The sequence below is a fragment of the Erwinia sp. E602 genome, from assembly GCF_018141005.1.
Taxonomy (GTDB): Bacteria; Pseudomonadota; Gammaproteobacteria; order Enterobacterales; family Enterobacteriaceae; genus Erwinia.
In genome coordinates this window covers 2,154,008-2,180,432 of sequence record NZ_CP046582.1, presented here as the reverse complement: position 1 = coordinate 2,180,432, position 26,425 = coordinate 2,154,008, and the positions used below count along the sequence as shown (strand labels likewise).

Below are 26,425 nucleotides of genomic sequence, written 5' to 3'. Positions count from 1 at the left end.
GCCAGCCGAAAAAAAACTCATCAAAGAGCACCTTCACATGCAATCTTTCGGATTTATGATCTACCTGGCGCTGCTGAGCATGCTGGGTTTCCTCGCCACCGATATGTACCTGCCGGCCTTCGGCGTGATGCAGCAGGATCTGCAGAGCAGCGCCAGCGGCATCAGCGCCAGCCTGAGCATCTTCCTCGCCGGCTTTGCCTGCGCGCAGCTGATCTGGGGGCCACTCTCGGACCGCATCGGGCGTAAGCCGGTGCTGCTGATGGGGCTGAGCCTGTTCGCCGTCGGCTGCCTGGCGATGCTGTGGGTGCACTCCGCCACCGCCCTGCTGGTCTGCCGCTTTGTGCAGGCGGTCGGCGTCTGCGCCGCCGCGGTCAGCTGGCAGGCGCTGGTGGTGGACCGCTATCAGGGCGCAAAAGCCAACCGGGTGTTCGCCACCATTATGCCGCTGGTAGCGCTGTCGCCGGCGCTGGCTCCGCTGCTTGGCGCCTGGCTGCTGTCGGCGCTCTCCTGGCGGGCGATTTTTATCGCCCTGCTGGTGATTACCCTGCTGCTGATCCTGATGACGCTGCTGCTGAAGTCACCGCGCGCGCGCCCCGCCGCCACCACTGAGGCGGCCGGCCCGGCCACCGGTTTTCTGACCTTAATGAAGTCGCCGGTCTACAGCGGTAACGTGGCGATCTACGCCGCCTGTTCGGCCAGCTTTTTCGCCTGGCTGACCGGCTCGCCGTTTATTCTCGGTGCCCTCGGCCTGTCGCCGGCGGATATTGGCCTCAGCTACGTGCCGCAGACCATCGCCTTCCTGGTGGGCGGTTTTGGCTGCCGCGCACTGCTTAATCACCTGAGCGGCCGCCAGCTGCTGCCGTGGCTGCTGCTGTTTTACAGCATCAGCATATTTGCGCTGTGGCTGGTGGCCCGCGAAGCGCAGCCCTCGCTGGTGGCGCTGATGGTGCCGTTCTGCGGCATGGCGATGGCCAACGGCGCGATCTATCCGATCGTGGTTTCTAACGCGCTGCTGCCGTTCCCGCAGGCCACCGGTAAGGCCGCCGCGCTGCAGAACATGCTGCAGCTGGGCCTGTGCTTTGCCGCCAGCCTCGCCGTCTCTGCCGGCATTGACGCCGCGTTACATACCACGGCGCAGGTGATGTTGCTGACCATTTTACTGGCGGTTCTCGGCTATCTGCTACAGTTCAAAGCCGCGAAACAGGCCCGGCTGCTGGCGCAGCAGGAGCAGCAGTAAACGCGGAATGCGATTGATTCGCAGGCTAAAGATAAGCCATTGAATATTTTCACGGGTGAGCATATACTCGCCAAAAAACGATAAAACAGCCTTTTATTAACCGCTTAGCAAGCCGGTCTTTTAGCCGTTAAAAGACCGGCATTACAACCTGACAAGGTCGTCATGGTGTTTCCGACGCAGCACGCGTTACGGCCTCGCAGCATTGCATCAATCCTCTTTAAACGTCGGATTTCAAGCCACGGCAATCTGCCGTGACTTCTCTCACAAACTTGCAGAAATTGACTATCCTTTTTCTGAGGTTTCAGTCACAGGGTGATGGAGAAGCTATGAGTTCATCGTGTATTGAAGAAACGATTCTTGAAGATAATCCGTGGTATCGCATCGTTCATGAGATGTTAAGCCAGGCGGACGTGGCCATTAACGGTTCGCGGCCTTGGGATATTCAGGTCAGCCACCCCGGGTTTTTTAAGCGCGTGCTGCAGGAAGGCTCACTGGGGCTGGGCGAGAGCTATATGGACGGCTGGTGGCAGTGTGAACGTATCGACCAGTTTATCCAGCGTATTCTGCAGGCGCATATTGACCAGCAGATCCCTCACCGTTTTAAAGACACCCTGCGGGTGCTGGTGGCCCGCCTCACCAACCTGCAGTCGCGCAAACGCGCGTGGATCGTCGGCAAGGAGCATTACGATCTCGGCAACGATCTGTTCTCACTGATGCTTGACCCTTATATGCAGTACTCATGCGGCTACTGGAAAGAGGCCACCACGCTGGAACAGGCGCAGGAAGCCAAGCTCAGAATGATCTGTGAGAAGCTGCAGCTGGCTCCCGGCATGTCGCTGCTGGATATTGGCTGCGGCTGGGGCGGGCTGGCCGAGTTTGCGGCGCGCCACTACGGGGTCAGCGTTTACGGCGTGACCATCTCCGCCGAGCAGCAAAAGATGGCGCAGCAGCGCTGTGACGGGCTGGATGTGACCATTCTGCTGCAGGACTATCGCGACCTTGACCGGCAGTTTGACCGCATCGTTTCGGTGGGCATGTTTGAACACGTTGGGCCCAAAAATTACGCCACCTACTTTAAGGTGGTGGATCGTAATTTAAAGCCCGACGGCATTTTCCTGCTGCACACCATCGGCGCGAATAAAACCAACAGCGACGTCGATCCCTGGATCAACAAGTATATCTTCCCCAACGGCTGCCTGCCCTCGGTGCGCCATATTGCCGACGTCAGCGAGCCGCATTTCATTGTTGAAGACTGGCACAATATCGGGGCGGACTACGATCTGACGCTGATGGCATGGTATCAGCGCTTCCTCACCGCCTGGCCACAGCTGGCCGGCAACTATGATGAACGCTTTAAACGCATGTTCACCTACTACCTCAACGTCTGCGCCGGGGCGTTTCGCGCACGGGATATTCAGCTGTGGCAGGTCGTGTTTACCCGCGGTGCCGAAGGCGGCCTGCGGGTTGCGCGCTAGCGGAAATCAGGCGACCTGCGGGTCGCCTGTTTGATATTAGTCCTGCTCTGGCTGACGCAGCAGAGCTTCAGCTGCCGCTGCCGCCAGCACGGCTTCACGCTGGGCCAGCACCCGCTCAACGGTTTCAACGATCGCCTGGGTATGCGGGTCAATTTCAATATTTACGCGGTGCCCGAGACGTTTGGCACCCAACGTGGTGCGCGCCAGCGTTTCGGGGATCAGGTGCACGCAGAACTTAGTGCGGGTCACTTCACCTACCGTCAGGCTGATGCCGTCGATACCAATAAAGCCTTTGTGCAGAATATACTTCATCTGGCTGGCGTCCTGCGGTTTGAACCAGATCTCGCGATTGTTCTCCGAGGTGATGATTTTGCTGATCTCCGCGGTGGTCATAATATGACCGGACATCAGATGCCCACCGATCTCATCGCTGAACTTCGCCGCCCGCTCCACGTTAACCGTGTCGCCCGCCTCCAGATCGCCGAGGTTGGTGATGCGCAGGGTCTCTTTAATCAGATCGAAGCTGACCCGGTCGCCGTCCACTTCCGTCACCGTCAGGCAGCAGCCGTTGTGCGAAACCGATGCGCCCAGTTCGATGCCGGGTAACAACGCCTCAGGCATTTTGATTACGTGAGTACGGAAATTTGGCTTCTCTTCAATTGCCAGCACCTCTGCGGTGCCCTGCACAATACCGGTAAACATAGCGCTTGCCTCTGTCAGTGTGTTTTCGCTGGCCCTAGTTTGCCCTGTCTGACCGGTAAAGCCAAATCCTCCTGCGGAATAAGCGTGACTTAACGGGCTAATTTTATTACAGAAGACTGGCTATTTTGCCATCGAACATTAAACTAGACCACCTGCTCTACTATTACTGTGGAAATGGAGTCGTCTGTTTCCTCCAGCCGTTTTTCCCTACGTGCAGTTATTCAAGACTTACTCTAACGATAAAGGTGTTTTCGTGCAGAAGTACTTTACAGAGGCGCGTCAGTTACTGACTCTGGCGATCCCGGTGATCCTTGCGCAGGTTGCGCAAACGTCAATGGGCTTTGTTGATACCGTGATGGCCGGCGCCGTAAGCGCCACGGATATGGCCGCCGTCGCCGTGGGAACCTCGATCTGGTTACCCGCCATTCTGTTTGGTCACGGCCTGGTGCTGGCGCTGACACCGGTGGTGGCGCAGATGAACGGTGCAGGCCGCCGCGACCGTATTGCACACCAGGTGCGTCAGGCCTACTGGCTGGCCGGGCTGGTTGCGCTACTGATTATGGTGGTTCTTTATCACTCAGGCTACGCGATCGGCGCGATGCACAACGTCGATCCGCTGCTGGCCGAGAAGGCGATTGGCTACCTGCACGCGCTGCTGTGGGGCGCGCCGGGTTATCTGTTTTTCCAGGTTGCGCGTAATCAGTGCGAGGGACTGGCGAAAACCAAGCCGGGCATGGTAATGGGCTTCCTCGGGCTGCTGGTCAATATTCCGGTGAACTACGTGTTTATTTACGGCCACTTTGGTATGCCGGCGCTGGGCGGCGTGGGCTGCGGCGTGGCAACCGCGTCGGTCTACTGGGTGATGTTTATCGTGATGAAGCTGTGGGTCAGCCGGGCCGGTTCAATGCGTGATATCCGCTTGCCGACCCGCTTCAGCCCGCCGGACTGGAAGGTGCTTAAGCGGCTGGTAGGCCTTGGCTTGCCGGTGGCGCTGGCGCTGTTCTTTGAAGTAACGCTGTTTGCCGTGGTGGCGCTGCTGGTCTCGCCGATGGGTATCGTGCAGGTCGCCGGTCACCAGATAGCCCTCAACTTCAGCTCGCTGATGTTCGTGCTGCCGCTGTCGCTGGGGGTGGCCACCACCATTCGGGTCGGTTTCCGCCTTGGCCAGGGGCAGACCGAAGAGGCGCGCGTGGCGGCCTGGACCGCGCAGGGCGTCGGCATCTGCATGGCCTGCCTTACCGCGCTGTTCACGGTGGTGTTCCGCGAACAGATCGCGCAGCTCTATACCGACAACCCGCAGGTGGTAACGCTGGCCGCCTCCCTGATGCTGCTGGCCGCGCTGTACCAGTTCTCCGATTCGGTGCAGGTGATTGGCAGCGGCATTCTGCGCGGTTACAAGGATACCCGGGCGATCTTCTTTATTACTTTTGTCGCCTACTGGGTGGTGGGCCTGCCGAGCGGCTACATCCTGGCGATGACCGGCTGGCTGGTGCCGCCGATGGGGCCGGCAGGCTTCTGGACCGGCTTTATTCTCGGCCTGACCTCGGCGGCGGTGATGATGATCTGGCGCATGCGTCGTCTGCAGAAACAGCCGCCCGCGCAAATCCTCGCGCGTGCAGCACGTTAATTTTGCGGCTTTTTTGGTGACAAATGCTTAAAATTGCTGCGCTTCGCACAGATGCGCAGCAATCAGAGGCAAAATTGATTTTTTCTCCTTGCCAGCCGTGCGGGGTGTCGTTAATATTCGTCCCCGCTGTCACCCAGACAGCACAGTGCGTCCGTAGCTCAGTTGGTTAGAGCACCACCTTGACATGGTGGGGGTCGGTGGTTCGAGTCCACTCGGACGCACCAGCTTTCTGCAGACAGAAAGTGAAGCAAAAGATAAACGATGCGTCCGTAGCTCAGTTGGTTAGAGCACCACCTTGACATGGTGGGGGTCGGTGGTTCGAGTCCACTCGGACGCACCAGATTATCTGCAGCAACATCAGTACTGCGTTCTTAGCTCAGTTGGTTAGAGCACCACCTTGACATGGTGGGGGTCGGAGGTTCGAGTCCTCTAGAACGCACCATATCGCTCCCCTTCTCCCTGATTATTAATACCAGCTCGTTTGCGCAACAAAACCAACTTGTTTTAAAAACGTTACAAAGCTGACGCTTTTTAATTGGTTTTCGCACACTTAGCGACTATAATACGCAGCGTTGTTTCACTTGAATGGTTTCAGCGTATGGCAGATCATCAATATAACACTAACACCTGTTGCGCAACTCTCTGCTGCGCCTGCGCCAAAACCACGCCTCAACCTTTTCTCTACGCCCTGAACCCGTTACTAACGCAAATCACGCGCCCGGCCCCCAATTCCTCTTTCGCTGGTGTTACCGGCGGAAGTCATTTTTATCATCCATCACAACTTAATAGATAACCGTCATGAAAAAGACCAAAATCGTTTGTACTATCGGCCCGAAAACCGAATCTGAAGAGATGCTGACCAACCTGCTGGATGCCGGCATGAACGTTATGCGTCTGAACTTCTCCCACGGCGACTATGCCGAACACGGCCAGCGCATCACCAACCTGCGCAACGTAATGGCGAAAACCAGCCATCAGGCGGCGATCCTGCTGGATACCAAAGGCCCGGAAATCCGTACCATGAAGCTGGAAGGCGGCGTTGATGCCTCGCTGAAAGCTGGCCAGATCTTCACCTTTACCACCGACCAGTCGGTCGTGGGTAATAACGAGCGGGTTGCGGTAACCTACACCGGTTTCACCGCTGACCTGAAAGTCGGCAACACCGTGCTGGTGGATGACGGCCTGATCGGCATGGAAGTGACTGCTATCACCGATACCACCGTGGTCTGTAAGGTGCTGAACAACGGTGACCTGGGCGAGAACAAAGGCGTTAACCTGCCGGGCGTCTCAATCCAGCTGCCTGCGCTGGCGGAAAAAGACAAACGCGACCTGATCTTCGGCTGCGAGCAGGGCGTCGACTTTGTTGCCGCCTCCTTTATCCGTAAGCGTTCTGACGTGGAAGAGATCCGCGCACACCTGAAAGCACACGGCGGCGAGCACATCCAGATCATCTCCAAGATCGAAAACCAGGAAGGCCTGAACAACTTCGACGAGATCCTCGAAGCTTCTGACGGCATCATGGTCGCCCGTGGCGATCTCGGCGTGGAAATCCCGGTAGAAGAAGTGATCTTCGCGCAGAAGATGATGATCAAGAAGTGTAACCACGCGCGTAAAGTGGTGATCACCGCCACCCAGATGCTGGACTCGATGATCAAGAACCCGCGCCCTACCCGCGCAGAAGCCGGTGACGTAGCGAACGCCATCCTGGACGGTACCGATGCGGTGATGCTGTCGGGTGAAAGCGCCAAGGGTAAATATCCGCTGGAGTCCGTGACCATCATGGCAACCATCTGCGAGCGTACCGACCGCGTGATGAAGAGCCGCATTGATACGCAGGCTGACCTGCGCAAAATGCGTATCACTGAAGCCGTCTGCCGCAGCGCCGTTGAGACCGCTGAGAAGCTGGAATCGCCGCTGATCGTGGTAGCCACCGAAGGCGGTAAATCTGCTAAGTCGGTGCGTAAGTACTTCCCGAACGCCACCATCCTGGCGCTGACCACCAACGAGCAGACCGCCCGTCAGCTGCTGCTGACCAAAGGCGTTATCGCCACCGTGGTCAGTGAGATCGCCTCTACCGACGATTTCTATCGCCTGGGCAAAGAAGCGGCGCTGAACAGCGGCTATGCGCAGAAAGGTGAAGTGGTAGTGATGGTATCCGGTGCGCTGGTGCCAAGCGGTACCACCAACACCTCATCGGTACACGTTTTGTAATACAAAATCACTATCTGTTTAATAAAGCGCCCTGAGTGGCGCTTTTTTTGTGTCCTGATTAACCTGCTTTCACAAAATTTCCAATCGAAATTAACGATTCAATCACCTGAAAAACTCAGAGCTGTCCGATTAAAATTGCCTGTTTTCGCTTCATTTTTTTTATAAAACACCAAAGCAGATGCTTCTTTGAGCGAACGAGCAACTTTCAGCACGTTCTCATCAAAAAATTATTCTCATTAGAAAATAGTTTGTGTAATACTTGTAACGCTACATGGAGATTAACTTAATCTAGAGGGTATTAATAATGAATCGTACTAAACTGGTACTGGGCGCGGTAGTTCTGGCTTCAACTCTGCTGGCTGGTTGCTCAAGCAACGCCAAAATCGATCAGCTGTCTACCGACGTGCAGACTCTGAACGCTAAAGTTGACCAGCTGAGCAACGACGTGAACGCAATCCGTTCTGACGTTCAGGCTGCTAAAGACGACGCAGCACGCGCTAACCAGCGTCTGGACAACCAGGCTCACTCTTACCGTAAGTAAGAGTACTGGTTTTGAAAATGGCGCACACTGTGCGCCATTTTTTTTGTTCTTTTTTCAGCAGGTTTGCGCAGCATTGCCCGCCCCCGCTGAAAAGCTCTGTAATCAGTTTTGCGCCGCTGTTCCCTGCACCTGAGTAATCCCAGCAGGTTGCGCCGATAACCTCGCAGAGTTCGTCTGAAGAGCCACAGCAGGTTGTGTTGCGGTTCCGGCAGCGACACCCTCACTCACCAGCACCGGCATCCCCGAACGTCGCGCCATTGCCGCTTCAATCATTGCACCGTCACTCGCCTCGCTGTGTACAAACTTCTTCGCCGCTGGGCTAAGAGCGATCGGCATGGTTTGCGGGTCATCCTTTTCGCTGTGCGACAGCGGCTGATGCACCTCCAGCCAGCGCTTACCGTCCGGCTCGACGGCATACTTCACCGGCTGATTGATCACCTGCACGCGGGTCCCCGCGGGCACGCTGTTGAACAGCGCTTCGATGTCGTCCGGACGCAGGCGGATGCAGCCGGAGCTGACGCGCATGCCGATGCCAAAATCGGCGTTGGTGCCGTGGATCAGGTAGTGACCTTTGCCGTAAGCCAGGCGCAATGCAAACAGCCCCATCGGGTTTTCCGGCCCGGCGGGTACGGTAACCGGCAGGATCTCGCCTTTGGCCGCATAGCGCTTACGGATATTCGGCGTGGGGGTCCAGGTTGGGTTAGGGATTTTCTGGCTGATCGCGGTGACCATCGCCGGCGTATTGGCGCCCTGCTGGCCGATGCCGATCGGGTAGACGATCACTTTGTCTTCGCCCTTCGGATAGTAGTAGAGGCGCAGCTCGGCCACGTTGACCACGATGCCTTCCCGTTTAGTATCCGGCAGCAGCATCTGGGTGGGGATGGTCAGCTCGCTGCCGGCCTTCGGCAGCCACGGGTCGGTGCCCGGGTTGGCTTCCAGCATGCCCAGCAGGCCAATCTGGTATTTTTTCGCCACCGCTTCCAGCGGCTGGCCGTCGTTCGGCACCAGATAAGTGCTGTTTTCGCCGATCAGGCGGCTGTTCTCAGGCGGTAACGGATATTCGGTGGCGCTGGCAGCCTGCGCGCCGGCGAGCAGCGAGGCGATAAAAGCGAATCGAAACAGAGGTTTCATGCGGTTTTCCCGGTTAGATTTTAACACCCCACTGTAACCCAGCGGGGCCTCTACCGGGAAGTGTAGCAAATCAGCGCGGGGCGAGATTCAGCGCTTTCTGACGGATGGCACGGATCATCGCTTCCAGCCCCTGGGAACGGGAAGGCGTCAGCTGCTGGGTCAGCGACAGGTCGGCGAACCACGGGCGCACGTCGAAGTCGAGGATCTGATGAGGCGTCATCTGCTGGTAGATAGCAAACACGATGGCCAGCAGCCCTTTAACCAGCGCCGCGTCGCTGTCGCCCTGCAGGCTGACCACGCCGCTCTCATCGGTATCCATCACGATCCACACCTGGCTTTGGCAACCCGGGATCAGGTTTGCCTGCTGATGCAGCGTCTCAGAAGCAGCGGGCAGGCGGCCACCCAGTTCGATAATGTACAGGTACTTCTCTTCCTGATTAGCGCAACGATTGAAGTTGCGCACCAGTTTCTCTTTCTCTGGCAACGTGGCCATTACTTCCTCACTTAACTTAACGACAGTGCAAACGATCCGGGGCCGTATAGATCAGGGGCGGGGTTTCCCCCGCCCCTGTCGGTGTTATCATTGACGATCGCGCGGCGATCGTTCAGCCCAGCAGACGATGGATGCGGATCAGCCCGGCAACCAGGCGATCCACCTCTTCTTCGGTATTGTAGAGCACCAGCGACGCGCGGCACATGGCCGGTACCGCGTAGTGCTTCATCAGCGGCATCGCGCAGTGGTGACCGGTACGGATGGCGATACCGTACTGATCGAGGAAACTGCCGACGTCGAAGGCGTGGTGTTTGCCCAGATTAAAGGCAATCACCCCGGCGCGCTGCTGCGGGCCATAAATGACCAGGTCCGGCACCGTCGCCAGCTTATCCAGCGCATAGCGCATCAGCGCCTGCTCGTGGTGAGCGATAGCCTCCAGCCCCAGCTCGCTGACGTAGTTCAGCGCCGCACCCAGGCCGATAATCGCGCCGGTGTTTGGCGTGCCTGCCTCGAAGCGCCACGGCGCGGCGGCCCAGGTGGAGCCATCGGTCAGGCTGACGGTGGCGATCATCGCTCCGCCCCCTTCCCACGGCGGCATCTGGTCCAGCAGCGCTTTACGGCCGTAGAGGATGCCGATACCGGTCGGACCATAGATTTTATGGCCGGAGAAGGCATAGAAATCACAGTCCAGATCCTGCACGTCCACCTGGTGGTGCATCACCGCCTGCGCACCGTCGACCAGCGTCACGATACCGGCCGCGCGCGCCTGGGCAACCAGCGCCTTAACCGGGTTCTCAGTGCCCAGCACGTTCGACACCTGGGTCACCGCCAGCAGGCGGGTGCGGCTGTCGATCAGGTCAGGCAGTTGCGCCACGTCGAGCTCACCGTTGGCGGTCAGCGGGATAAAGCGCACTTCCGCACCGGTGCGGCTGGCAACCATCTGCCAGGGTACGATATTGGCGTGATGCTCCATCTCGGTGATGATGATGTTATCACCCGGCTGCAGCTGGCTGCCGCCCCAGCTGTTGGCGACCAGGTTGATCGCCTCAGTGGTGCCTTTAACAAACACGATCTCTTCCGCCGAGGCCGCGTTAAGAAACTGCGCGGCGCGGATACGGACGTTTTCCATCAGCGTGGTGGCTTCCGCACTCAGCGTATGGATACCGCGGTGGACGGCAGCGTAACCCTGCTCATAGAACTGGCTCTCAGCGTCAATCACCACCTGCGGCTTTTGGGCACTGGCAGCGCTGTCCAGGTAGGCCAGCGGTTGCCCGTTGACCTCGCGTGCCAGCAGCGGGAAATCGGCACGCACGCGAGCCAGATCGAAACTCATTACAGGGCCTCCGGGAAACGCTGCGCGATACGTTGCATCACCGCCTCTTTCAGCGTTTCATCGCTGATGGCTTCGGTCAGTTCGGCGGCAAAGGCGTAGATGATCATTTTCTGCGCCGAGGCGCGATCGATGCCGCGCGCGCGCAGGTAGAACATCTGCTCTTCGTCGATACGGCCGATGGTAGCACCGTGGCCACACTTGACGTCGTCGGCGTAGATCTCCAGCTGTGGTTTGGTATCCACTTCAGCCAGGCGGCCAAGCAACAGGTTGTTGTTGCTCATCTGACCGTCGGTTTTCAGCGCATACTTCGCCACTTTAATCATGCCGTTAAATACCGCACGAGCGCGATCGCGCACGATGGTTTTATGCAGCTGACGGCTCTGGCAGTGGCCTTTGTTGTGTTCAAGGTAGGTGCGGCTGTCGCAGACTTCTTTGTCGACCGGCAGCATCAGGGTGTTGATCGCCAGATCGCTGCCCTCGCCGTTCAGCTGGCTGCTGGTGTTATGGCGGGTCAGGCCGGCACCCAGCAGGAAGCTGTGGCTCTGCACGCGCACGTCACGGCCCAGCGTCAGGTCGTTATGCGCAAAGTGGTAGCTGCTGCGGTCTTCAAACGCCAGCTTGTAGTGGCTCAGCCCGGCGTTATCGCCGACGTCCGCGGTAAAGCGCGCGCCGGTAAAGTGCGTAGACGCGGTCAGGCTGACGTAATGTTCGATCACCGTCGCTTCTGCCGCTTCACCCAGCTGCAGGTGGTGGCGATAGTGGCAGGTGTTCATTTCGCCTTCCGCGCTGCCGCTGCTGATGTGCAGCAGGTACAGCGGACGTGGTGCCGCTTTGCCACGCGCCAGTCCGATGGTCGTCACCTGTTCGGCCAGGCTTTCGGTCAGGTGCAGGAACACCTCCGGCTGGATCGGCGCGTTCAGCTCACGGCGGTCGCCCATCTGGCCTACCTCAATACTGAACAGATCGTGATCGCTGTCGCTCAGTTCAGCCACAAAACGGCCGTCAACAAACACCAGGCGCACCGCGTCAATCGCCAGCGCGTGCTGCTGCACCGTCTCAGCGTTGAGCACTGCGCTCTGCGGCAGCACGAACTGGTGGTTTAACAGCGCATCCAGCGGAGTGTATTTCCAGTCTTCATGCTTGCGCGTCGGCAGGCCAACGCGCAGCAGCTGCTGCCAGTGCTGCTGTGCCTGCAACGAGCGGCCTTCACCCTGAGTTTCAAACAGGTGATGCCACTGCTGCAGCGCGTTATCATTCCTGGTCGGTAAGCCAGCCATAGCCTTGCTCCTCCAGCTGTTTCACCAGTGAGAAATCACCGGACTTAACGATTTTGCCCTGATACAGCACGTGCACGAAGTCCGGCTTGATATAGTCCAGAATACGCTGATAGTGGGTAACGATAATGAACGAACGCTTGCCGTCACGCAGGCTGTTGACGCCGTTGGCGACGATTTTCAGCGCATCGATATCCAGACCGGAGTCGGTCTCATCGAGGATGCACAGATCCGGCTCCAGCGCCGCCATCTGCAGAATGTCATTACGCTTTTTCTCACCACCTGAGAAGCCGACGTTAACTGAACGGGTCAGCAGGTCTTCCGGCATCTTGAGCAGGTCGATCTTCTCTTCAATAAAGTCCTGAAAATCGAAGCGGTCCAGCGCTTCCTGTTCACGGTACTTACGCACGGCATTAACAGAGGTTTGCAGGAAGAACTGATTGCTGACGCCTGGGATTTCAACCGGGTACTGGAAGGCCATAAAGATGCCTTCACCGGCGCGCTCTTCCGGGTCCAGTTCCAGCAGGTCTTTGCCTTTAAACTCGACGGAACCGCCGGTCACTTCGTAGTCTTCACGGCCGGCCAGCGTGGCAGACAGGGTGCTTTTCCCGGAACCGTTCGGGCCCATGATGGCGTGCACTTCCCCGGGTTTAATCTCCAGATTCAACCCACGCAGGATAGCTTTATCTTCAACGCTAACCTGTAAGTCTTTAATGCTTAACATAAGTTTTCCTTCGCAATGCTTTCCAGCACTGTTGATAGTCGCCGTATCGGGCAATGTTCTTATCGCGGGTTAGCCCACGCTGTGTTCAAGGCTGATCGCCAGCAGTTTCTGCGCTTCCACCGCGAATTCCAGCGGCAGTTCGGAGAACACATCTTTGCAGAAGCCGTTTACGATCATTGAGATCGCATCGTCTTCGCTGATGCCGCGCTGCAGGCAGTAGAACAGCTGATCTTCACCGATGCGTGAGGTGGTCGCTTCATGCTCCAGCTGCGCGCTGTTGTTACGCACTTCCACATACGGGAAGGTGTGCGCACCGCACTCGGCGCCGATCAGCATCGAGTCGCACTGGGTGAAGTTACGGGCGTTTTCCGCGGTGGGCATGATTTTCACCAGGCCACGATAGGTGTTCTGGCTGGTGCCGGCCGAGATCCCTTTGGAGATAATGGTCGACTTGGTGTTTTTACCGATGTGGATCATCTTGGTGCCGGTATCGGCCTGCTGACGGCCGCTGGTCAGCGCCACCGAGAAGAACTCACCGATCGAGTTGTCACCGCGCAGGATAACGCTCGGGTACTTCCAGGTGATCGCCGAGCCGGTCTCTGACTGGGTCCAGGACATCTTGCTGTTTTCACCTTCACACAGCGCGCGCTTGGTCACAAAGTTAAGGATGCCGCCTTCGGAATCGCCGCCGGAGAACCAGTTCTGCACGGTGGAATATTTCACTTCAGCGTCTTTATGGATGATCACTTCGACCACCGCCGCGTGCAGCTGGTAGGTGTCACGCACCGGCGCGGAGCAGCCTTCGATATAGCTGACGTAGCTGCCTTCATCGGCGATCAGGATGGTGCGTTCGAACTGACCGGTCTTCGCCGCGTTAATACGGAAATAGGTCGACAGCTCCATCGGGCAGCGTACGCCTTTCGGAATGTAGACGAAGGTGCCGTCCGAGGCCACGGCGGAGTTCAGCGCGGCAAAGAAGTTGTCGTTGGCCGGCACCACGGTGCCCAGATACTGTTTTACCAGCTCAGGGTGATCGTGAATCGCCTCGCCGAACGAACAGAAGATGATGCCCTCTTTCGCCAGCTTGTCGCGGTAGGTGGTCGACACCGACACCGAGTCAAAAATTGCATCAACGGCAATTTCCTGACCTTCACGCACCGGCACGCCGAGCTGCTTAAACGCCTCTTCCACTTCCTGAGTCAGGTAGTTTGGCGCTTCAGCGCCTGACGCCTGAGTCGCTCCCGGCTCTGACGCGCAGCTGTCATCACAGCTACCGCAGGAAGGCGCTGAATAGTAGCTGTAGTCCTGATAATCGAGTTTTTTGTAGTTGGCTTTCAGCCAGTGCGGCTCTTCCATCTCCAGCCAGGCGGCAAACGCCTTCAGGCGGAAATCCAGCATCCACTCAGGTTCGTTACGTTTGGCCGAAATCGCACGTACCACGTCTTCATTAATGCCGTGGGCGAACTCTTCGGTTTGCAGCTGGGTAAAGAAGCCTTCTTTGTAGTTCTGCTGGCTTCCTTCCCACACCTGTACATCGTCAGATGCGTCAGTATTACGAGACATAGAATTTACTCAACGCCAAAGCTCTCACCACAGCCACAGGCGTGTTGAGCTTTAGGATTATTAAATTTGAAAATCTGGTTCAGGCCTTCACGTACAAAATCCACTTCCGTACCGTCGATATACGGCATTGCCTCAAGCGGCACCAGCAGCGTCGCACCGTTGTGCGTGAACGGAATATCGTCCTTCGCTGAGGCTTTCACCATGTCCATGGTGTAGCCGAACCCGGCGCAGCCCGAGGTTTTGACGCCCAGCTTCAGCCCAAGGATCTCGGGATCGCCTGCCGCCAGGCTCAGAATTTGTTTGGCCGCGCTGTCGGTAAGCGTCAGGCCTTTCCAGATAAAGTCATCCGGTGAAAACGATGCAGGATTTGCTGATTGCATATATTACCTCACGATACGATAGCCCTTCGGGCTAGTGCCCCTATGTTAGTGATAACCTGTATCACTTCAACCTCTTGTTTTGCAGGGATAAAGGTTAAAGGGGGTTTTCAGATACCCTTTGGTTAAGTTTAGACCGGGTTCTGCTGCCGGGTAACACCCCGACCGACAACGCGCGATAAAAGATAACCAGTTGAAAACAAGATGTTTATATTTTGTAACTTCGGTACTCTGCTCACCCATCGTCCGCCTGCCGCCGCCTTTCATCCGTTATATCGGTTTCGTCTATTTTTCTGAAAGGCTGCATTTATCGATAAAATTTATTTCAGGTCATTGAATATTGCCGCAGTTATAATATGATAATGATTATCATTAGCGCGACCGGACCCAGCAATGACCGTTTCGATAAGTGCCTGGCTGCAACATAAGATTGATGAGTACAAATTCTCCGTACGTGATATTACCGTCGATTTTTATATGGCGCAGGCCCGGCTAAACCGCCCCGATTGCACCATCGAACAACTGCGCCAGTTTAACGCCACCTGCCTGGACATGGCCGAACTGTGCCAGCTCAACGGTGACGATCACAGCTACCTGCACGCGCTGGGCAAACTGCATCACCGCCTGGTCGCTGAGCTGAGCAACACCCAGCGCGAACGCCTGTTTCGCATGCAAGCCTGGCAACTGGCGCGCCACTCGTTGTCCCGTTTGTGCCATCAACTGGCGCTCAGCGGCGACTGGGATAAAGCCAGCGAACTGCAAAGCGATTTTGTGAAACGCGCCGCATGGATTATGTAACTGAGACCAGTATACTCCCGGCAGCAGATACGAAAAACCCCGAAATATTCGGGGTTATTTAGCGATCACGGCGGTAGTGAGGCGGGAAGTGCAGCAGAGTCGGTCACGTTCATCAACGATTTCGATCTGCCACACCTGATGGGTGCGGCCGAGGTGCACCGGCCGGCAGCGGCCGCGCACCTCCCCCTCCCGCGCCGACCGCACGTGGTTAGCGTTAATCTCAATCCCCACCACGTGCCGATCGCCCTCGGTGCAGAGATAGCCCGCCATCGATCCCAGCGTTTCGGCCAGCACCACCGACGCGCCGCCGTGCAGCAGCCCGAACGGCTGCTTTGTGCGGCCGTCCACCGGCATCACCGCTTCAATACTGTCTTCGTGCAGGGCAGTAAAGCGGATACCGATATGTTCCACCATGGTGCCCTTGCTGCGCTGATTCAGCTCTTCCAGCGTGGTTTCACGCCGCCATATGGTCATCAGATTATCTCCAGTAGCGCCTGTAACGGATGGCGCATGCCGTTCCCTTCCGTACGCTTCACCTGGCTGCGGCAGGAGTAGCCGGTGGCCAGGCAGCGCTCGCGCGGGAGCTTGTGCAGCGCCTTCTGCCAGGAAAGCTCGTAGATACCGAGTGAGTTTTCCAGGTTTTTGGTTTCATGGCCGTAGGTGCCGGCCATGCCGCAGCAGCCGACGCTGACGTTCTCCAGCGTAGCGCCAAAGCGGGCAAAGATACTTTCCCATTGTTTGACGGAACCGGGCAGCGCGGTCGACTCGGTGCAGTGACCAAACAGATACCACGCCGCGCCCGCCGCCGACGGGGCATTTCGGGCGATATCGGCGTTCTGCAACCATTCGTGGACCAGCTGCACGTGAAACTCGCCGCGCCGGTCGCCCAGCACCTGGCGATACTCATCGCGGTAACAGAGCACCAGCGCCGGATCGACGCCGACCAGAGGCAGGCCGAGCTGCGCCACCCGGTTCAGCATATCGGCGGTCTTCTGCGCGGTACGGGCGAACTGCTGCAGGAAGCCCTTAACGTGCTGCGCCTTACCGTTAGGGGAGAACGGCAGCACCACCGGATGGAAGCCGAGCTTCTCAATCAGCCGCACAAAGTCGGCGATCAGCTGCGCTTCGTAATAGCTGGTAAAGGGATCCTGCACCACCAGCACGTGACGGGCGCGCTGGCCGGCATCCATCGCCTCCAGCTGCTCCAGCGTAGTGCTCAGCGCCGGGGTGCCGGAAAGCTGCTGTTTCAGCGTCGGCGAAGAGAGCAGCGGCAGATCCACCATCCCCAGATGACGCTTGCTCAGCGCCCCGACCCAGCGCTGGCGCAGGAAGAAGTTGAACGTTTTCGGTGCCCGCGCCATCAGCGGCGCATAGCTCTCTACCGTCGCCACCAGATAGTCGCTGGCCGGGCGCAGATAGCGGGTGTGGTAAAGCTGCAGGAAGCGCGAGCGAAAGCCGGGCACGTCGATCTTGATCGGGCACTGGGTCGAGCAGGCCTTACAGGCGAGGCAGCCGGACATCGCCTCTTTCACCTCATGCGAAAAGTCATACTCGCCGCGCTTCGCCTGCCAGCTATTGCGGGTGCGCTGGATCAGGCCGCGCAGGCTGACGCCCTTTTTCGGCAACTGCTGCTCCAGCAGCAGCGGATCGACGCCCTGCTCGGCCAGCAGGCGCAGCCACTCACGCGTCAGCGTGGCGCGCCCCTTCGGCGAGTGCATGCGGTTGCTGGTTATCTTCATTGACGGGCACATTGGGCTGTTCACGTCGAAGTTAAAGCACAGGCCGTTACCGTTACACTCCATCGCGCCGCGCCAGTCGCTGCGCACGGCGATCGGGATCTGACGGTCATACTGGCCGCGGGTCACCGAATCGACCTTGATCATCGGGTCGTCAACCCCCAACGGGGTGCAGATTTTGCCGGGGTTCAGGCGGTTGGCCGGGTCAAACGCCGCCTTAATACGCCGCAGTTCGCTGTACAGCACCTCGCCAAAGAAGGCAGGACTGTATTCGCCACGCACCCCTTTACCGTGTTCACCCCACAGCAGCCCGCCGTAGCGCGCGGTCAGCGCCACCACCTCGTCGGAGATGCGTTTCATCAGGATCTCCTGCTGCGGGTCACACATATCCAGCGCCGGGCGCACGTGCAGCACGCCGGCGTCGACGTGGCCAAACATGCCGTAGCTGAGGTTGTGGCCGTCCAGCAGCGCACGAAACTCGACGATATAATCCGCCAGGTTCTGCGGCGGCACGCAGGTATCTTCCACAAACGGGATCGGCTTGGCACGCCCTTTGGCGTTACCGAGCAGCCCTACCGCCTTCTTACGCATACCGTAGATGCGCTCGATGCCGCCGACGTCGTTACACAGCTGATAACCAATCACCCCGCCTTCGCGCAGGGCCATCAGCTCATCCAGACGCGCGCAGAGCGCCTCCACCCGGCCGTTGATCAGCTCAGCGTCATCGCCGGCAAACTCGACCATATTCAGGCCGAGCATCTCCTTATCGGGCACGTCGGTTATCAGCTCGCTGACCGAATGCCAGACGATATCTTCACGCGCCAGGTTCAGCACCTTCGAATCGACGGTTTCAACCGACAGCGCTTTCGCCTCCACCATAAAGGGGGCGTTGCGCAGCGCGGAGTCAAAGGAGTCATACTTCACGTTGACCAGCCGCCGGACCTTCGGGATCGGCGTAATATCCAGCCGCGCTTCGGCGATAAACGCCAGCGTGCCTTCGGCCCCGCAGAGAATGCGGGTCAGGTCGATCTGCTGCAGATCGTCGCTGAGCACGTGGCGCAGATCGTAACCGGTGAGAAAGCGGTTAAGTTTAGGGAATTTTTCCAGAATCAGCGGGCGCTGCTCACGGCAGCGATCGAGCACCACGCGATAGATGTTGCCTTCCGCACCCGGCTGCTGCGCCAGCTGCCCGGCCTCGGCCACCGGCATCGCGCGGGTGTCGAGAATATCGCCGCCCAGCAGCACGGCGCGCAGGCCCAGCACGTGGTCCGAGGTTTTGCCGTAGACCAGCGATCCCTGGCCGGAGGCATCGGTGTTGATCATGCCGCCGAGGGTGGCGCGGTTGCTGGTGGAGAGCTCCGGCGCAAAGAAGAAGCCGTAAGGTTTCAGAAAGGCGTTAAGCTGGTCTTTAACCACCCCGGCCTCGACCCGCACCCAGCGCTCCTGCGGGTTGATCTCCAGGATACCCTTCATGTGCCGCGACATATCCACCACGATGCCCTGGTTCAGCGACTGGCCGTTGGTGCCGGTACCGCCGCCGCGCGGGGCAAAGGTCAGGCTGGTAAAGCGCGCATCGCCGGCCAGGCGGGCAATCAGCGCCAAGTCAGCCGTAGTGCGGGGAAACACCACCGCGTCCGGCAGCATCTGATAGATGCTGTTATCGGTGGACATAATCAGACGATCGGCATAGCTGGTGGCCGTGTCGCCGGTGAAACCGTCCTGCTTCAACGCATCCAAAAAATCAAGCACCAGCTGCACAAGGCCGGGTGCCCGGGAAATCTGTGGGATCATTATCGGGTGACCAAAATGTTATGTGAATCGTTTGCGTCGCTCTGTTACGCAGCAGTTCGTTTTATCATATTTTTTTATGACCTGCCTTTATTTCAAAAAGCGAAACAAAAGAATAACCTGTTGTTTCTGGCTAAAAATCAGGAAATCCGTGATGATTACGCGGCAGCCTTCAGCGTAACCGTGCAGGCTGCAGGGGATTTTGCCGAATTTTTACAGTCGCTAAAGTACGAAAATAATTGCCGTTGCCCCGGGTCTGTTATCGCCCGGCGGCGGCAGGAAGCCTTTACTGAGGATCGGTCCGCAAGATGAAGAACGTCTACAACGGGTGGGATTTGCCGCAAATCGTGTTTTCGCTGCTGTTTGTCAGCATGCTGATCACCGCGAGCTTCTGGGTGGTACAGCCGTTTATTCTCGGCTTTGCCTGGGCCAGCATGGTGGTGATCGCCACCTGGCCGCTGATGATTAAAATTCAGGGCTGGCTGTGGGGGAGACGCGGGCTGGCGGTGGCGGCGATGACGCTGCTGCTGGTGCTGGTATTCGTTATTCCGATCGCGCTGCTGGTCAACAGCCTGATTGAGAACAGCTCGCCGGTGATTGCCTGGATCAGCGCCGGGCGCATCCAGATGCCCGAACTGCAGTGGCTGAAAGAGATCCCGATGGTCGGCCATAAGCTGTTTTCCGCCTGGAATAACCTGGTAGCGGGCGGCGGCAGCGCCATCATGGCAAAGATCCAGCCCTATATCGGCCGTACCACCGGCTTCTTCTTCGCCCAGGCCGGTCATTTTGGCCGCTTTATGCTGCACCTCGGGCTGATGCTGCTGTTCAGCATTCTGCTCTACTGGCGCGGTGAACAGGTCGCCCGCGGCATCCGCCACTTCGCCTTCCGCCTCGCCTCACGCCGCGGTGACGCGGCGGTGCTGCTGGCCGGTCAGGCGATCCGCGCGGTAGCGCTGGGCGTGGTGGTAACCGCGCTGGTGCAGGGGGTGCTGGGCGGCATCGGCCTGGCGCTCTCCGGCATTCCTTATGCCACCATTCTGACCGTGCTGATGATCCTCTCCTGCCTGGTGCAGCTGGGGCCGCTGGTGGTGCTGATACCGGCCATTATCTGGCTCTACTGGAGCGGGGATACCACCTGGGGCACGATACTGCTGGTATGGAGCTGCGTGGTCGGCACGCTGGATAACGTGCTGCGGCCGATGTTGATCCGCATGGGTGCCGATTTGCCGATGATCCTGATCCTCTCCGGGGTAATCGGTGGGCTGGTCGCCTTTGGCATGATTGGGCTATTTATCGGTCCGGTGGTGCTGGCCGTCTCCTACCGCCTGGTGATGGTGTGGGTTAATGAATCCCCCGCGCCGGATGAAGACCCTCATGCGGTGGTGGAAGAGCTGGCGGAGATCGAGCACGAGCGCCATCAGAACGGCACGCTCTGATTCGACGTTTCGGCCAGTCCTGCTGGCCGAAACATTAATTTACCAAATCTATTCTGCCCCGCACCACGCCTCAGTTTTCTGCCAGACGCCTGTAAACCCCCTTTTTCAGGGCCAGTTTTCCACCGTTATGGTGATATTTTATTTTTAAGACTTACGCGCGGGCAAAAAGTGGCCGTCCGCAGGTCGCAAAATATCACTAACGGTATACTAATGAGATGATTCTTAAAGACGCCAGTACATCCGTTCCCTAGTATGATTACCAGGTTTGAAATCAAGTTACTGATTTTTAAACAACCTTCCCTGAGTAACGTAACGAATTGCTGTGTGTAGTCTTTGCCCATCCCCTGTGATGGGCTTTTTTTTTGTCCGCGATCCCGCAAGAAGGGCAATGTGCCCTCCTCCACAATGAAAGAAGGCCAGCCTGCTCTTAATGCTAACCCCCTAAGGTCCAAGGAGTATTAACTCAACGAACCCGAACCATCCCGCCTGAGCGTATTGGTTCGTTTCTGAAAAGATGTTTATACGCTGAAGCAGAGGTTCTCAAGAGAACCCTTTACTTCTGCCCGAATACTCAGATTAGAAGGCATTACTCCTGAGACGGAAAGAACGGGTGATACGGTCCCATATTTCCACCAGTTCGGCATCGCTGTAAGCAGGTGGAGGCAGCGCATGGTTACTCAACGTCATGTCAAGATTGGGGTGTCTAAAGTCCGCTGTTTTTTCATTGGCGACAGCGGTAAACAATAACTGTGCGGACGCGTTATCGGGTGATTTTTCTGACGGCGCGGTGGCAAGCCATTCGCTGGTATCAAAACCGGCTATCTGTGTTTTACCTTTACGCAGTGTCCTGGCATTAACCTGATTCAGATAAGACTGTATCTCACCGTTTCGCTCCAGCATGTTTGTGCTTTCTTTTAGGGTATTATTGCTCCAGACAACAAAAGAGAAGACCGGACTGTGCGGATAGACAAAGGTAATATCTTCCTTCGGCTTGCCGTTCCCGTCGCGGATAAACCCTTCTGAGATACAGGTTCCCGGCTGCGTCGGGATATCATCGTTTTTTCGCCCGCTCAGGCGGGACATTACATCTTTCAGCTCCGCCAGTTTTGCAGGTTTGGTGTTAAGAGAGCCGATACTAACGCCAGCCCTGATTAAACTCTCCTTATCTTCTTGATACTTTGGGTCAGATAAATCATTGATTTCCTGAGTAAGGATAAATGCCACCCCGTCAACGTACAGGTGCCCTTCCAGAACACGGCCATATCCGGCCTCACTCTCATTCCTGTTACGGTCAAATATCACCGCATTCTCACTCAGCCGGTACACCTGCTTGAGAAAAGGCCGATCGACCGTTCTTACCGTGTGCCCATGCTGTAATGCCTGCTCCCGCAGCTCGATACGCTGCTCAAATGCCGGAGGGTAGAGCCGCTGGCTGCTGATGTTCACCTCATTAATCTGAGCACGGTCCGTCAGGGTATTTTCGAATGATGCCGGAACCTCAAACACATAGCGCCCCACGCACTGGGCTTTGGTGGTGGCAAACAGGGTAGCAACCATACGTTTTTCCTTGTCCGTTAACGCCGGTGGCGTATGCACAAACGTCACAAAATTGTGAATATAGAATCCTGCCGCCAGCAGCACTATCGCCAGCGAGGTAAGCAGCTGAAACGGGATTTTTTTCATGGAGGCGGCACCTGCTGCACGATTTTCACCACCGAGCGGACCGTGAACACCAGGGCGTCTGACAGGTCACTGTAAACCGAACGCGAGCGGTCCACGGGATCAGCGGCATAGGCCCCTTCATGATCGACATCGGTCGCCAGCACGCCCCGAATACTGGAGGATGAGGTGCGGATCGCCGTGACCGGCACGGTGCCGTCACCGGGTGTCTCCGCCGAAATCAGCTCATGGGTTCTTAACGGGGAGAGCGCAAGCGGCTCTCCGGAATCTTTCCGGACCCTCTGCGCCTCCTTCACGTACGGCGGGATCCGCTCTTTCCACGTCAGGAACGCATCAGACGGATTGTCCGCACTGGCACCGTAAAACAGCCAGGTCTGCGGATGGTATTTGCCGTTCAGTTCTTCAATGAAAATTTTGACTGGATTTTCTATCCGATGAGCAAAAGCCGTCCACTCACTGTCAGTATTACCCAGCAGCAAACCCTGCTCACACAGCCGCCACCAGGCCGTTTTGTTCAGGTAAATGTCCTGATACGGATCCTCCACCGGCAGGGACAGCCGGGTACCGCTGCTCTCGATTTTCAGCCAGCCGGTGCCATAAGCACTGCCCGGCAGCAGCTGTAACGGACCGGGGGACTGGGCCAGCACCGGCATCAGCTTTTCTGCGCTGTCGCCGATAATCATACCGGTAATGCCGCGCTCGCCGGTTTTCATGCGCCGGTACGCTGCTGGTGAGCCCAGGTCCGGCATCACGCCGTGCACCATCCCCAGAATGTTTTCCCGTCCGTTCATGTTCTCCGAGTAGTGCCGGGCCACCAGCCCCCCCATTGAGTGGGTGACCAGAATGACTTTGTTCACTGCCAGGCGGTAGTAATACTGTCCCAGCACGCTGCGGATAAAGGTTCCCAGCAGTGCCGCCGAATCAGCGCAGGACTGCAGCCAGTTGTAACCAAAAACGTGCAGCGGAAATAAAAACCGGTGGCCGTGTGCCGCTTCTTCTTTCGTCAGCATCTGTTCCGCCGGCTCGTCGCCTATCCTGACGCCGGTAAAACGCTGTCGCGCCGTCTGCAGCTGCGCTTCCCTGAAGTGATTTTCCGTCAGGATGTCGTCGTCACTGAGCAGGTACTGCAGCCGGTCGAGCGCCTCTCCGTAGCTCTTGTAAAACGCGCTTCCCCATCCCCGTTCGCGCCGGGAGGGGAATTTTTTCCCGTCAACATCGTCGTTAAAAATCGCTCCACTGTCGTCAACCGTTGTGGTCTTCGGATCAAGCAGAAACTTTCTTTTTTCCGGGCTGGCAAGCGGCCATTTTCTAAGCGATGAAGCACTAAACTGCCAGACTTCGCTACTCTGGTTTTTCAAATTTGACCCCATCACCCCCGGAATAAAAATCACCGGGATCACTTTGTCCGGCGGCTTGAGGCAGACCGCCACGTGATTTTTTTCTTTCGGATGGAAAGGGATCTTGAAATAAACCCGCCCGTTATCATCCCAGATCGGGCGATGATATGAACGGTTTTCATTGTCGTCCATGCGTTAACCTCCTGTTATTATTAACCGAAAACGGTATCAGTTCTGACCGTGTACACGATGGTGTGTAAATGCTTTTTCTCAAAGCTGACCGTTAAGTCGGTCACAGAACCGGACAGTAAAAGCGCCACATTGCTATCTCCCAGTCTCGCAGCGGTCTCGGGGAGGATCCCGGTGCTGGTCAACGATGCATAAATGAGAGTGCGGCCAGTAAAACTGCCGGGGCGGCGGGAAAGATCATTCTCAATGAGTGATGAAGGAAAAACCTTATAATTATCCGATAGTAAGAAGAAAAAATGCCAGGCAGATTTAACTGACTGGCATTAAGTTTGCGGTGGCCCTGTCGTTTTTACCGAGCGCTAATTACTTTTTCGCCAGCTCCGCCAGCCCCACCCAGGTTTGCACCACGGTGTCCGGGTTCAGTGACAGGCTGTCGATCCCCTCGTCCATCAGCCAGGCGGCGAAATCTTCATGGTCCGAAGGCCCCTGACCGCAGATGCCGACGTACTTGCCCTGCTTTTTCGCAGCTTTGATCGCCATCGACAGCAGCGCTTTAACCGCCTCATTGCGTTCGTCAAACAGCTCCGACACCACGCCGGAATCGCGGTCCAGTCCCAGCGTCAGCTGGGTCATGTCGTTTGAACCGATTGAGAAGCCGTCAAAGTATTCGAGGAACTGCTCTGCCAGCAGCGCGTTCGACGGGATTTCACACATCATAATCAGCTTAAGGCCGTTTTCGCCGCGCTTCAGTCCCTGACGCTCCAGCTCTTCCACCACCGCCTTCGCCTGCGCCACGGTGCGCACAAACGGCACCATCACCTCGACGTTGGTCAGCCCCATCTCATTGCGCACCCGCTTAACTGCGGCGCACTCCAGCGCAAAGCAGTCGCGGAAGCTGTCGGCCACGTAGCGGCCGGCGCCGCGGAAGCCGAGCATCGGGTTCTCCTCTTCCGGTTCGTAGTGCTCGCCACCCACCAGGTTGGCGTACTCGTTCGATTTGAAGTCCGACAGGCGCACAATTACCCGCTTCGGCGCAAAGGCCGCGCCCAGGGTGGCAATCCCTTCGGTCAGACGGCCGATATAGAACTCCACCGGATCGTCAAAGCCCTTCATCATCTCGCGGATCTGCTGCTGCAGCTCCGGCGTCTGGCGGTCAAATTCCAGCAGCGCTTTCGGGTGCACGCCGATCATGCGGTTAATAATAAACTCCAGACGGGCCAGCCCGACGCCTTCGTTCGGCAGGCAGGCAAAGTCGAAGGCGCGGTCCGGGTTGCCAACGTTCATCATGATCTTCAGCGGCAGTTCCGGCATCTCATCCACCTGCGAGCTCTTCACTTCGAAGTCCAGCAGCTGGTCATAAACATAGCCGGTATCGCCTTCGGCACAGGAGACGGTCACCTCGTGGCCTTCGTGCAGCCGTTCGGTGGCATCGCCGCAGCCGACCACCGCCGGGATGCCCAGCTCACGGGCGATAATCGCCGCATGACAGGTGCGCCCGCCGCGGTTGGTGACGATGGCGGAGGCTTTCTTCATGATCGGTTCCCAGTCCGGGTCGGTCATGTCGGTCACCAGCACGTCACCTTTTTCAATCCGGTTCATCTCGCTGATGTCATGGATCACCTTGACCGGGCCGGCACCGATGCGGTGGCCGATTGCCCGCCCTTCCACCACCACTTTCCCCTGGCCCTGCAGGATATAGCGCTCCATCACCTGGCCGTTAGAACGCACGGTTTCCGGGCGCGCCTGGACGATAAACAGCTTACCGGTGTGGCCATCTTTGGCCCACTCAATGTCCATCGGCCGCTGGTAGTGCTGCTCAATCTGCACCGCCTGGGCGGCCAGCTCCTGCACCTCAGCGTCGGTCAGGCTGAAGCGGTCGCGCTGCTCCGCCGGCACCTCTTCGATATCCACCTGCTTGCCGTGCTCTTTCGAGCCGGCGTAAACCATGCGGATCTTTTTGGAGCCCATATTGCGGCGTACGATCGCCGGACGGCCGGCGGCCAGCGTGGGCTTGTGCACGTAAAACTCATCGGGGTTGACCGCCCCCTGCACCACCATCTCACCCAGGCCCCAGGCCGAGGTGATAAACACCACCTGGTCGAACCCGGACTCGGTATCAATGGTAAACATCACCCCGGACGAGGCGAGGTCGGAGCGCACCATACGCTGCACCCCGGCGGAGAGCGCCACGCCGCGATGGTCATAGCCCTGGTGCACCCGATACGAGATGGCGCGATCGTTAAACAGCGAGGCGAACACGTGTTTGATCGCCACCAGCACCGCGTCGTAGCCCTGTACGTTAAGGAACGTCTCCTGCTGCCCGGCGAAGGAAGCGTCAGGCATATCTTCCGCGGTTGCGGACGAACGCACGGCAAACGAGGCCTCGGCATCGTCGGCTGACAGGCGGTTATAAGCATCATGTACCGCCTGTTCGAGTTCAGGCTGGAACGGGGTATCCACGATCCACTGACGGATCTGTTTACCCGCGCGCCCCAGCTCGTCAACATCGTCAATATTGGTCTGGTCCAGCAGTTCATAGATACGCTGGTTGACGCCGCTTTGATCGAGGAACAGGTTAAACGCCTCTGCGGTGGTCGCGAAGCCGTCAGGCACCGACACCCCCAGAGAAGAGAGGTTAGTAATCATCTCACCCAGAGAGGCGTTTTTGCCTCCCACCCGATCAACATCGTTCATGCCAAGTTGGTTGTACCAAAGCACGAGCGGCAATTCGCCTTTATTGGACATTGAAGCAATCCTTGTAATTAATTGGGAA

General features: G+C 57.7%; 21 protein-coding genes, 3 tRNA genes and 1 other RNA gene. 12 read left to right on the top strand and 13 right to left on the bottom strand.

What is annotated here, in order from left to right; translation table 11 throughout:
• Positions 1-37: 37 nt before the first annotated feature.
• Positions 38-1,237 (top strand): purine nucleoside transporter PunC, encoded by a 1,200-nt coding sequence (gene punC / locus GKQ23_RS11320; protein ID WP_212411135.1) that lies wholly within the window; start codon positions 38-40, stop codon positions 1,235-1,237.
• A 326-nt stretch (positions 1,238-1,563) separates the two neighbouring features.
• A complete protein-coding gene (cfa, locus tag GKQ23_RS11315) occupies positions 1,564-2,712 on the top strand; it encodes a cyclopropane fatty acyl phospholipid synthase (RefSeq protein ID WP_056241699.1) in 1,149 nt (382 codons plus the stop codon).
• A 36-nt stretch (positions 2,713-2,748) separates the two neighbouring features.
• Here cfa and GKQ23_RS11310 read toward each other — a convergent pair whose 3' ends face one another.
• Positions 2,749-3,414, bottom strand: coding sequence for a riboflavin synthase subunit alpha (locus tag GKQ23_RS11310; protein ID WP_212411133.1), 666 nt, complete (start codon positions 3,412-3,414; stop codon positions 2,749-2,751).
• 253 nt (positions 3,415-3,667) lie between these two features.
• Here GKQ23_RS11310 and GKQ23_RS11305 point away from each other — a divergent pair, with 253 nt between their 5' ends.
• From GKQ23_RS11305 to GKQ23_RS11280, 6 genes are all read left to right on the top strand, one after another.
• Complete coding sequence (locus GKQ23_RS11305) at positions 3,668-5,041, top strand: MATE family efflux transporter (RefSeq protein WP_056241789.1); 1,374 nt, start codon at positions 3,668-3,670, stop codon at positions 5,039-5,041.
• 147 nt (positions 5,042-5,188) lie between these two features.
• Positions 5,189-5,265, top strand: a tRNA-Val gene (locus GKQ23_RS11300).
• A 39-nt stretch (positions 5,266-5,304) separates the two neighbouring features.
• Positions 5,305-5,381 (top strand) — tRNA-Val (locus GKQ23_RS11295).
• A gap of 25 nt (positions 5,382-5,406) precedes the next feature.
• Positions 5,407-5,483 (top strand) — tRNA-Val (locus GKQ23_RS11290).
• A 356-nt stretch (positions 5,484-5,839) separates the two neighbouring features.
• Entirely contained in the window at positions 5,840-7,252 is a 1,413-nt protein-coding gene (pykF, locus tag GKQ23_RS11285) for a pyruvate kinase PykF (RefSeq protein ID WP_212411131.1), read from the top strand.
• Positions 7,253-7,556: 304 nt separating this feature from the next.
• A complete protein-coding gene (locus GKQ23_RS11280) occupies positions 7,557-7,793 on the top strand; it encodes a major outer membrane lipoprotein (RefSeq protein WP_056241710.1) in 237 nt (78 codons plus the stop codon).
• 102 nt (positions 7,794-7,895) lie between these two features.
• Here the strand turns inward: GKQ23_RS11280 and GKQ23_RS11275 are convergent, their stop codons facing one another.
• The 7 genes from GKQ23_RS11275 to sufA all read right to left on the bottom strand — a co-directional run bounded on the left by GKQ23_RS11275 (position 7,896) and on the right by sufA (position 14,691).
• Positions 7,896-8,924: a L,D-transpeptidase family protein gene (locus tag GKQ23_RS11275; protein WP_212411129.1), complete on the bottom strand. Its 1,029-nt coding sequence runs from the start codon at positions 8,922-8,924 to the stop codon at positions 7,896-7,898.
• A 70-nt stretch (positions 8,925-8,994) separates the two neighbouring features.
• The gene (gene sufE / locus GKQ23_RS11270; protein ID WP_212411127.1) at positions 8,995-9,417 is read right to left on the bottom strand and encodes a cysteine desulfuration protein SufE; all 423 of its coding nucleotides are present in this window, start codon (positions 9,415-9,417) and stop codon (positions 8,995-8,997) included.
• 112 nt (positions 9,418-9,529) lie between these two features.
• Positions 9,530-10,750 carry a cysteine desulfurase SufS gene (sufS, locus tag GKQ23_RS11265; protein WP_212411125.1) on the bottom strand — a complete coding sequence of 407 codons (1,221 nt, stop codon included), beginning with the start codon at positions 10,748-10,750 and terminating at the stop codon, positions 9,530-9,532.
• Positions 10,750-12,027, bottom strand: coding sequence for a Fe-S cluster assembly protein SufD (gene sufD, locus GKQ23_RS11260; protein WP_212411123.1), 1,278 nt, complete (start codon positions 12,025-12,027; stop codon positions 10,750-10,752). The genes sufS and sufD overlap by 1 nt, the downstream gene beginning before the upstream one ends.
• Complete coding sequence (gene sufC, locus GKQ23_RS11255; protein WP_056241730.1) at positions 12,002-12,748, bottom strand: Fe-S cluster assembly ATPase SufC; 747 nt, start codon at positions 12,746-12,748, stop codon at positions 12,002-12,004. Before sufC ends, sufD begins: the two co-directional genes overlap by 26 nt.
• Positions 12,749-12,817: 69 nt before the next feature.
• The gene (gene sufB / locus GKQ23_RS11250) at positions 12,818-14,311 is read right to left on the bottom strand and encodes a Fe-S cluster assembly protein SufB (protein WP_056241734.1); all 1,494 of its coding nucleotides are present in this window, start codon (positions 14,309-14,311) and stop codon (positions 12,818-12,820) included.
• A gap of 5 nt (positions 14,312-14,316) precedes the next feature.
• The gene (gene sufA, locus GKQ23_RS11245; RefSeq protein ID WP_056241737.1) at positions 14,317-14,691 is read right to left on the bottom strand and encodes a Fe-S cluster assembly scaffold SufA; all 375 of its coding nucleotides are present in this window, start codon (positions 14,689-14,691) and stop codon (positions 14,317-14,319) included.
• A gap of 390 nt (positions 14,692-15,081) precedes the next feature.
• On the opposite strand from sufA, the gene GKQ23_RS11240 reads away from it, so the two are divergent.
• Complete coding sequence (locus tag GKQ23_RS11240; protein ID WP_056241739.1) at positions 15,082-15,486, top strand: hypothetical protein; 405 nt, start codon at positions 15,082-15,084, stop codon at positions 15,484-15,486.
• A gap of 54 nt (positions 15,487-15,540) precedes the next feature.
• Here the strand turns inward: GKQ23_RS11240 and GKQ23_RS11235 are convergent, their stop codons facing one another.
• Both GKQ23_RS11235 and GKQ23_RS11230 read right to left on the bottom strand, forming a co-directional pair.
• Positions 15,541-15,960, bottom strand: coding sequence for a hotdog fold thioesterase (locus GKQ23_RS11235; RefSeq protein WP_212411122.1), 420 nt, complete (start codon positions 15,958-15,960; stop codon positions 15,541-15,543).
• On the bottom strand, positions 15,960-19,013 hold the full coding sequence (locus tag GKQ23_RS11230) for an FAD-binding and (Fe-S)-binding domain-containing protein (protein ID WP_212411120.1): 3,054 nt from the start codon (positions 19,011-19,013) through the stop codon (positions 15,960-15,962). The genes GKQ23_RS11235 and GKQ23_RS11230 overlap by 1 nt, the downstream gene beginning before the upstream one ends.
• 6 nt (positions 19,014-19,019) lie before the next feature.
• Between GKQ23_RS11230 and GKQ23_RS11225 the strand changes: the two genes are divergently transcribed.
• From GKQ23_RS11225 to rprA, 3 genes are all read left to right on the top strand, one after another.
• Positions 19,020-19,322, top strand: coding sequence for a hypothetical protein (locus GKQ23_RS11225; protein WP_156365638.1), 303 nt, complete (start codon positions 19,020-19,022; stop codon positions 19,320-19,322).
• Positions 19,319-20,446: an AI-2E family transporter YdiK gene (ydiK, locus tag GKQ23_RS11220; protein ID WP_212411118.1), complete on the top strand. Its 1,128-nt coding sequence runs from the start codon at positions 19,319-19,321 to the stop codon at positions 20,444-20,446. Before GKQ23_RS11225 ends, ydiK begins: the two co-directional genes overlap by 4 nt.
• 260 nt (positions 20,447-20,706) lie before the next feature.
• Positions 20,707-20,811: antisense sRNA RprA (rprA, locus tag GKQ23_RS11215), an RNA gene on the top strand.
• 211 nt (positions 20,812-21,022) lie between these two features.
• Here the strand turns inward: rprA and GKQ23_RS11210 are convergent.
• The 3 genes from GKQ23_RS11210 to ppsA all read right to left on the bottom strand — a co-directional run bounded on the left by GKQ23_RS11210 (position 21,023) and on the right by ppsA (position 26,397).
• Positions 21,023-22,129 carry a T6SS immunity protein Tli4 family protein gene (locus GKQ23_RS11210; RefSeq protein ID WP_212411116.1) on the bottom strand — a complete coding sequence of 369 codons (1,107 nt, stop codon included), beginning with the start codon at positions 22,127-22,129 and terminating at the stop codon, positions 21,023-21,025.
• A complete protein-coding gene (locus tag GKQ23_RS11205) occupies positions 22,126-23,655 on the bottom strand; it encodes a triacylglycerol lipase (RefSeq protein WP_212411115.1) in 1,530 nt (509 codons plus the stop codon). The genes GKQ23_RS11210 and GKQ23_RS11205 overlap by 4 nt, the downstream gene beginning before the upstream one ends.
• A gap of 360 nt (positions 23,656-24,015) precedes the next feature.
• Entirely contained in the window at positions 24,016-26,397 is a 2,382-nt protein-coding gene (ppsA, locus tag GKQ23_RS11200; RefSeq protein ID WP_212411113.1) for a phosphoenolpyruvate synthase, read from the bottom strand.
• Positions 26,398-26,425 lie beyond the last annotated feature (28 nt).

Coding starts and splice junctions, on each gene's coding strand:
- punC (WP_212411135.1), top strand. CDS start 38: ATGCAATCTTTCGGATTTATGATCTACCTGGCGCTGCTGAGCATGCTG.
- cfa (WP_056241699.1), top strand. CDS start 1,564: ATGAGTTCATCGTGTATTGAAGAAACGATTCTTGAAGATAATCCGTGG.
- GKQ23_RS11310 (WP_212411133.1), bottom strand. CDS start 3,414: ATGTTTACCGGTATTGTGCAGGGCACCGCAGAGGTGCTGGCAATTGAA.
- pykF (WP_212411131.1), top strand. CDS start 5,840: ATGAAAAAGACCAAAATCGTTTGTACTATCGGCCCGAAAACCGAATCT.
- GKQ23_RS11280 (WP_056241710.1), top strand. CDS start 7,557: ATGAATCGTACTAAACTGGTACTGGGCGCGGTAGTTCTGGCTTCAACT.
- GKQ23_RS11275 (WP_212411129.1), bottom strand. CDS start 8,924: ATGAAACCTCTGTTTCGATTCGCTTTTATCGCCTCGCTGCTCGCCGGC.
- sufE (WP_212411127.1), bottom strand. CDS start 9,417: ATGGCCACGTTGCCAGAGAAAGAGAAACTGGTGCGCAACTTCAATCGT.
- sufS (WP_212411125.1), bottom strand. CDS start 10,750: ATGAGTTTCGATCTGGCTCGCGTGCGTGCCGATTTCCCGCTGCTGGCA.
- sufD (WP_212411123.1), bottom strand. CDS start 12,027: ATGGCTGGCTTACCGACCAGGAATGATAACGCGCTGCAGCAGTGGCAT.
- sufC (WP_056241730.1), bottom strand. CDS start 12,748: ATGTTAAGCATTAAAGACTTACAGGTTAGCGTTGAAGATAAAGCTATC.
- sufB (WP_056241734.1), bottom strand. CDS start 14,311: ATGTCTCGTAATACTGACGCATCTGACGATGTACAGGTGTGGGAAGGA.
- sufA (WP_056241737.1), bottom strand. CDS start 14,691: ATGCAATCAGCAAATCCTGCATCGTTTTCACCGGATGACTTTATCTGG.
- GKQ23_RS11240 (WP_056241739.1), top strand. CDS start 15,082: ATGACCGTTTCGATAAGTGCCTGGCTGCAACATAAGATTGATGAGTAC.
- GKQ23_RS11235 (WP_212411122.1), bottom strand. CDS start 15,960: ATGACCATATGGCGGCGTGAAACCACGCTGGAAGAGCTGAATCAGCGC.
- GKQ23_RS11230 (WP_212411120.1), bottom strand. CDS start 19,013: ATGATCCCACAGATTTCCCGGGCACCCGGCCTTGTGCAGCTGGTGCTT.
- ydiK (WP_212411118.1), top strand. CDS start 19,319: ATGAAGAACGTCTACAACGGGTGGGATTTGCCGCAAATCGTGTTTTCG.
- GKQ23_RS11210 (WP_212411116.1), bottom strand. CDS start 22,129: ATGAAAAAAATCCCGTTTCAGCTGCTTACCTCGCTGGCGATAGTGCTG.
- GKQ23_RS11205 (WP_212411115.1), bottom strand. CDS start 23,655: ATGGACGACAATGAAAACCGTTCATATCATCGCCCGATCTGGGATGAT.
- ppsA (WP_212411113.1), bottom strand. CDS start 26,397: ATGTCCAATAAAGGCGAATTGCCGCTCGTGCTTTGGTACAACCAACTT.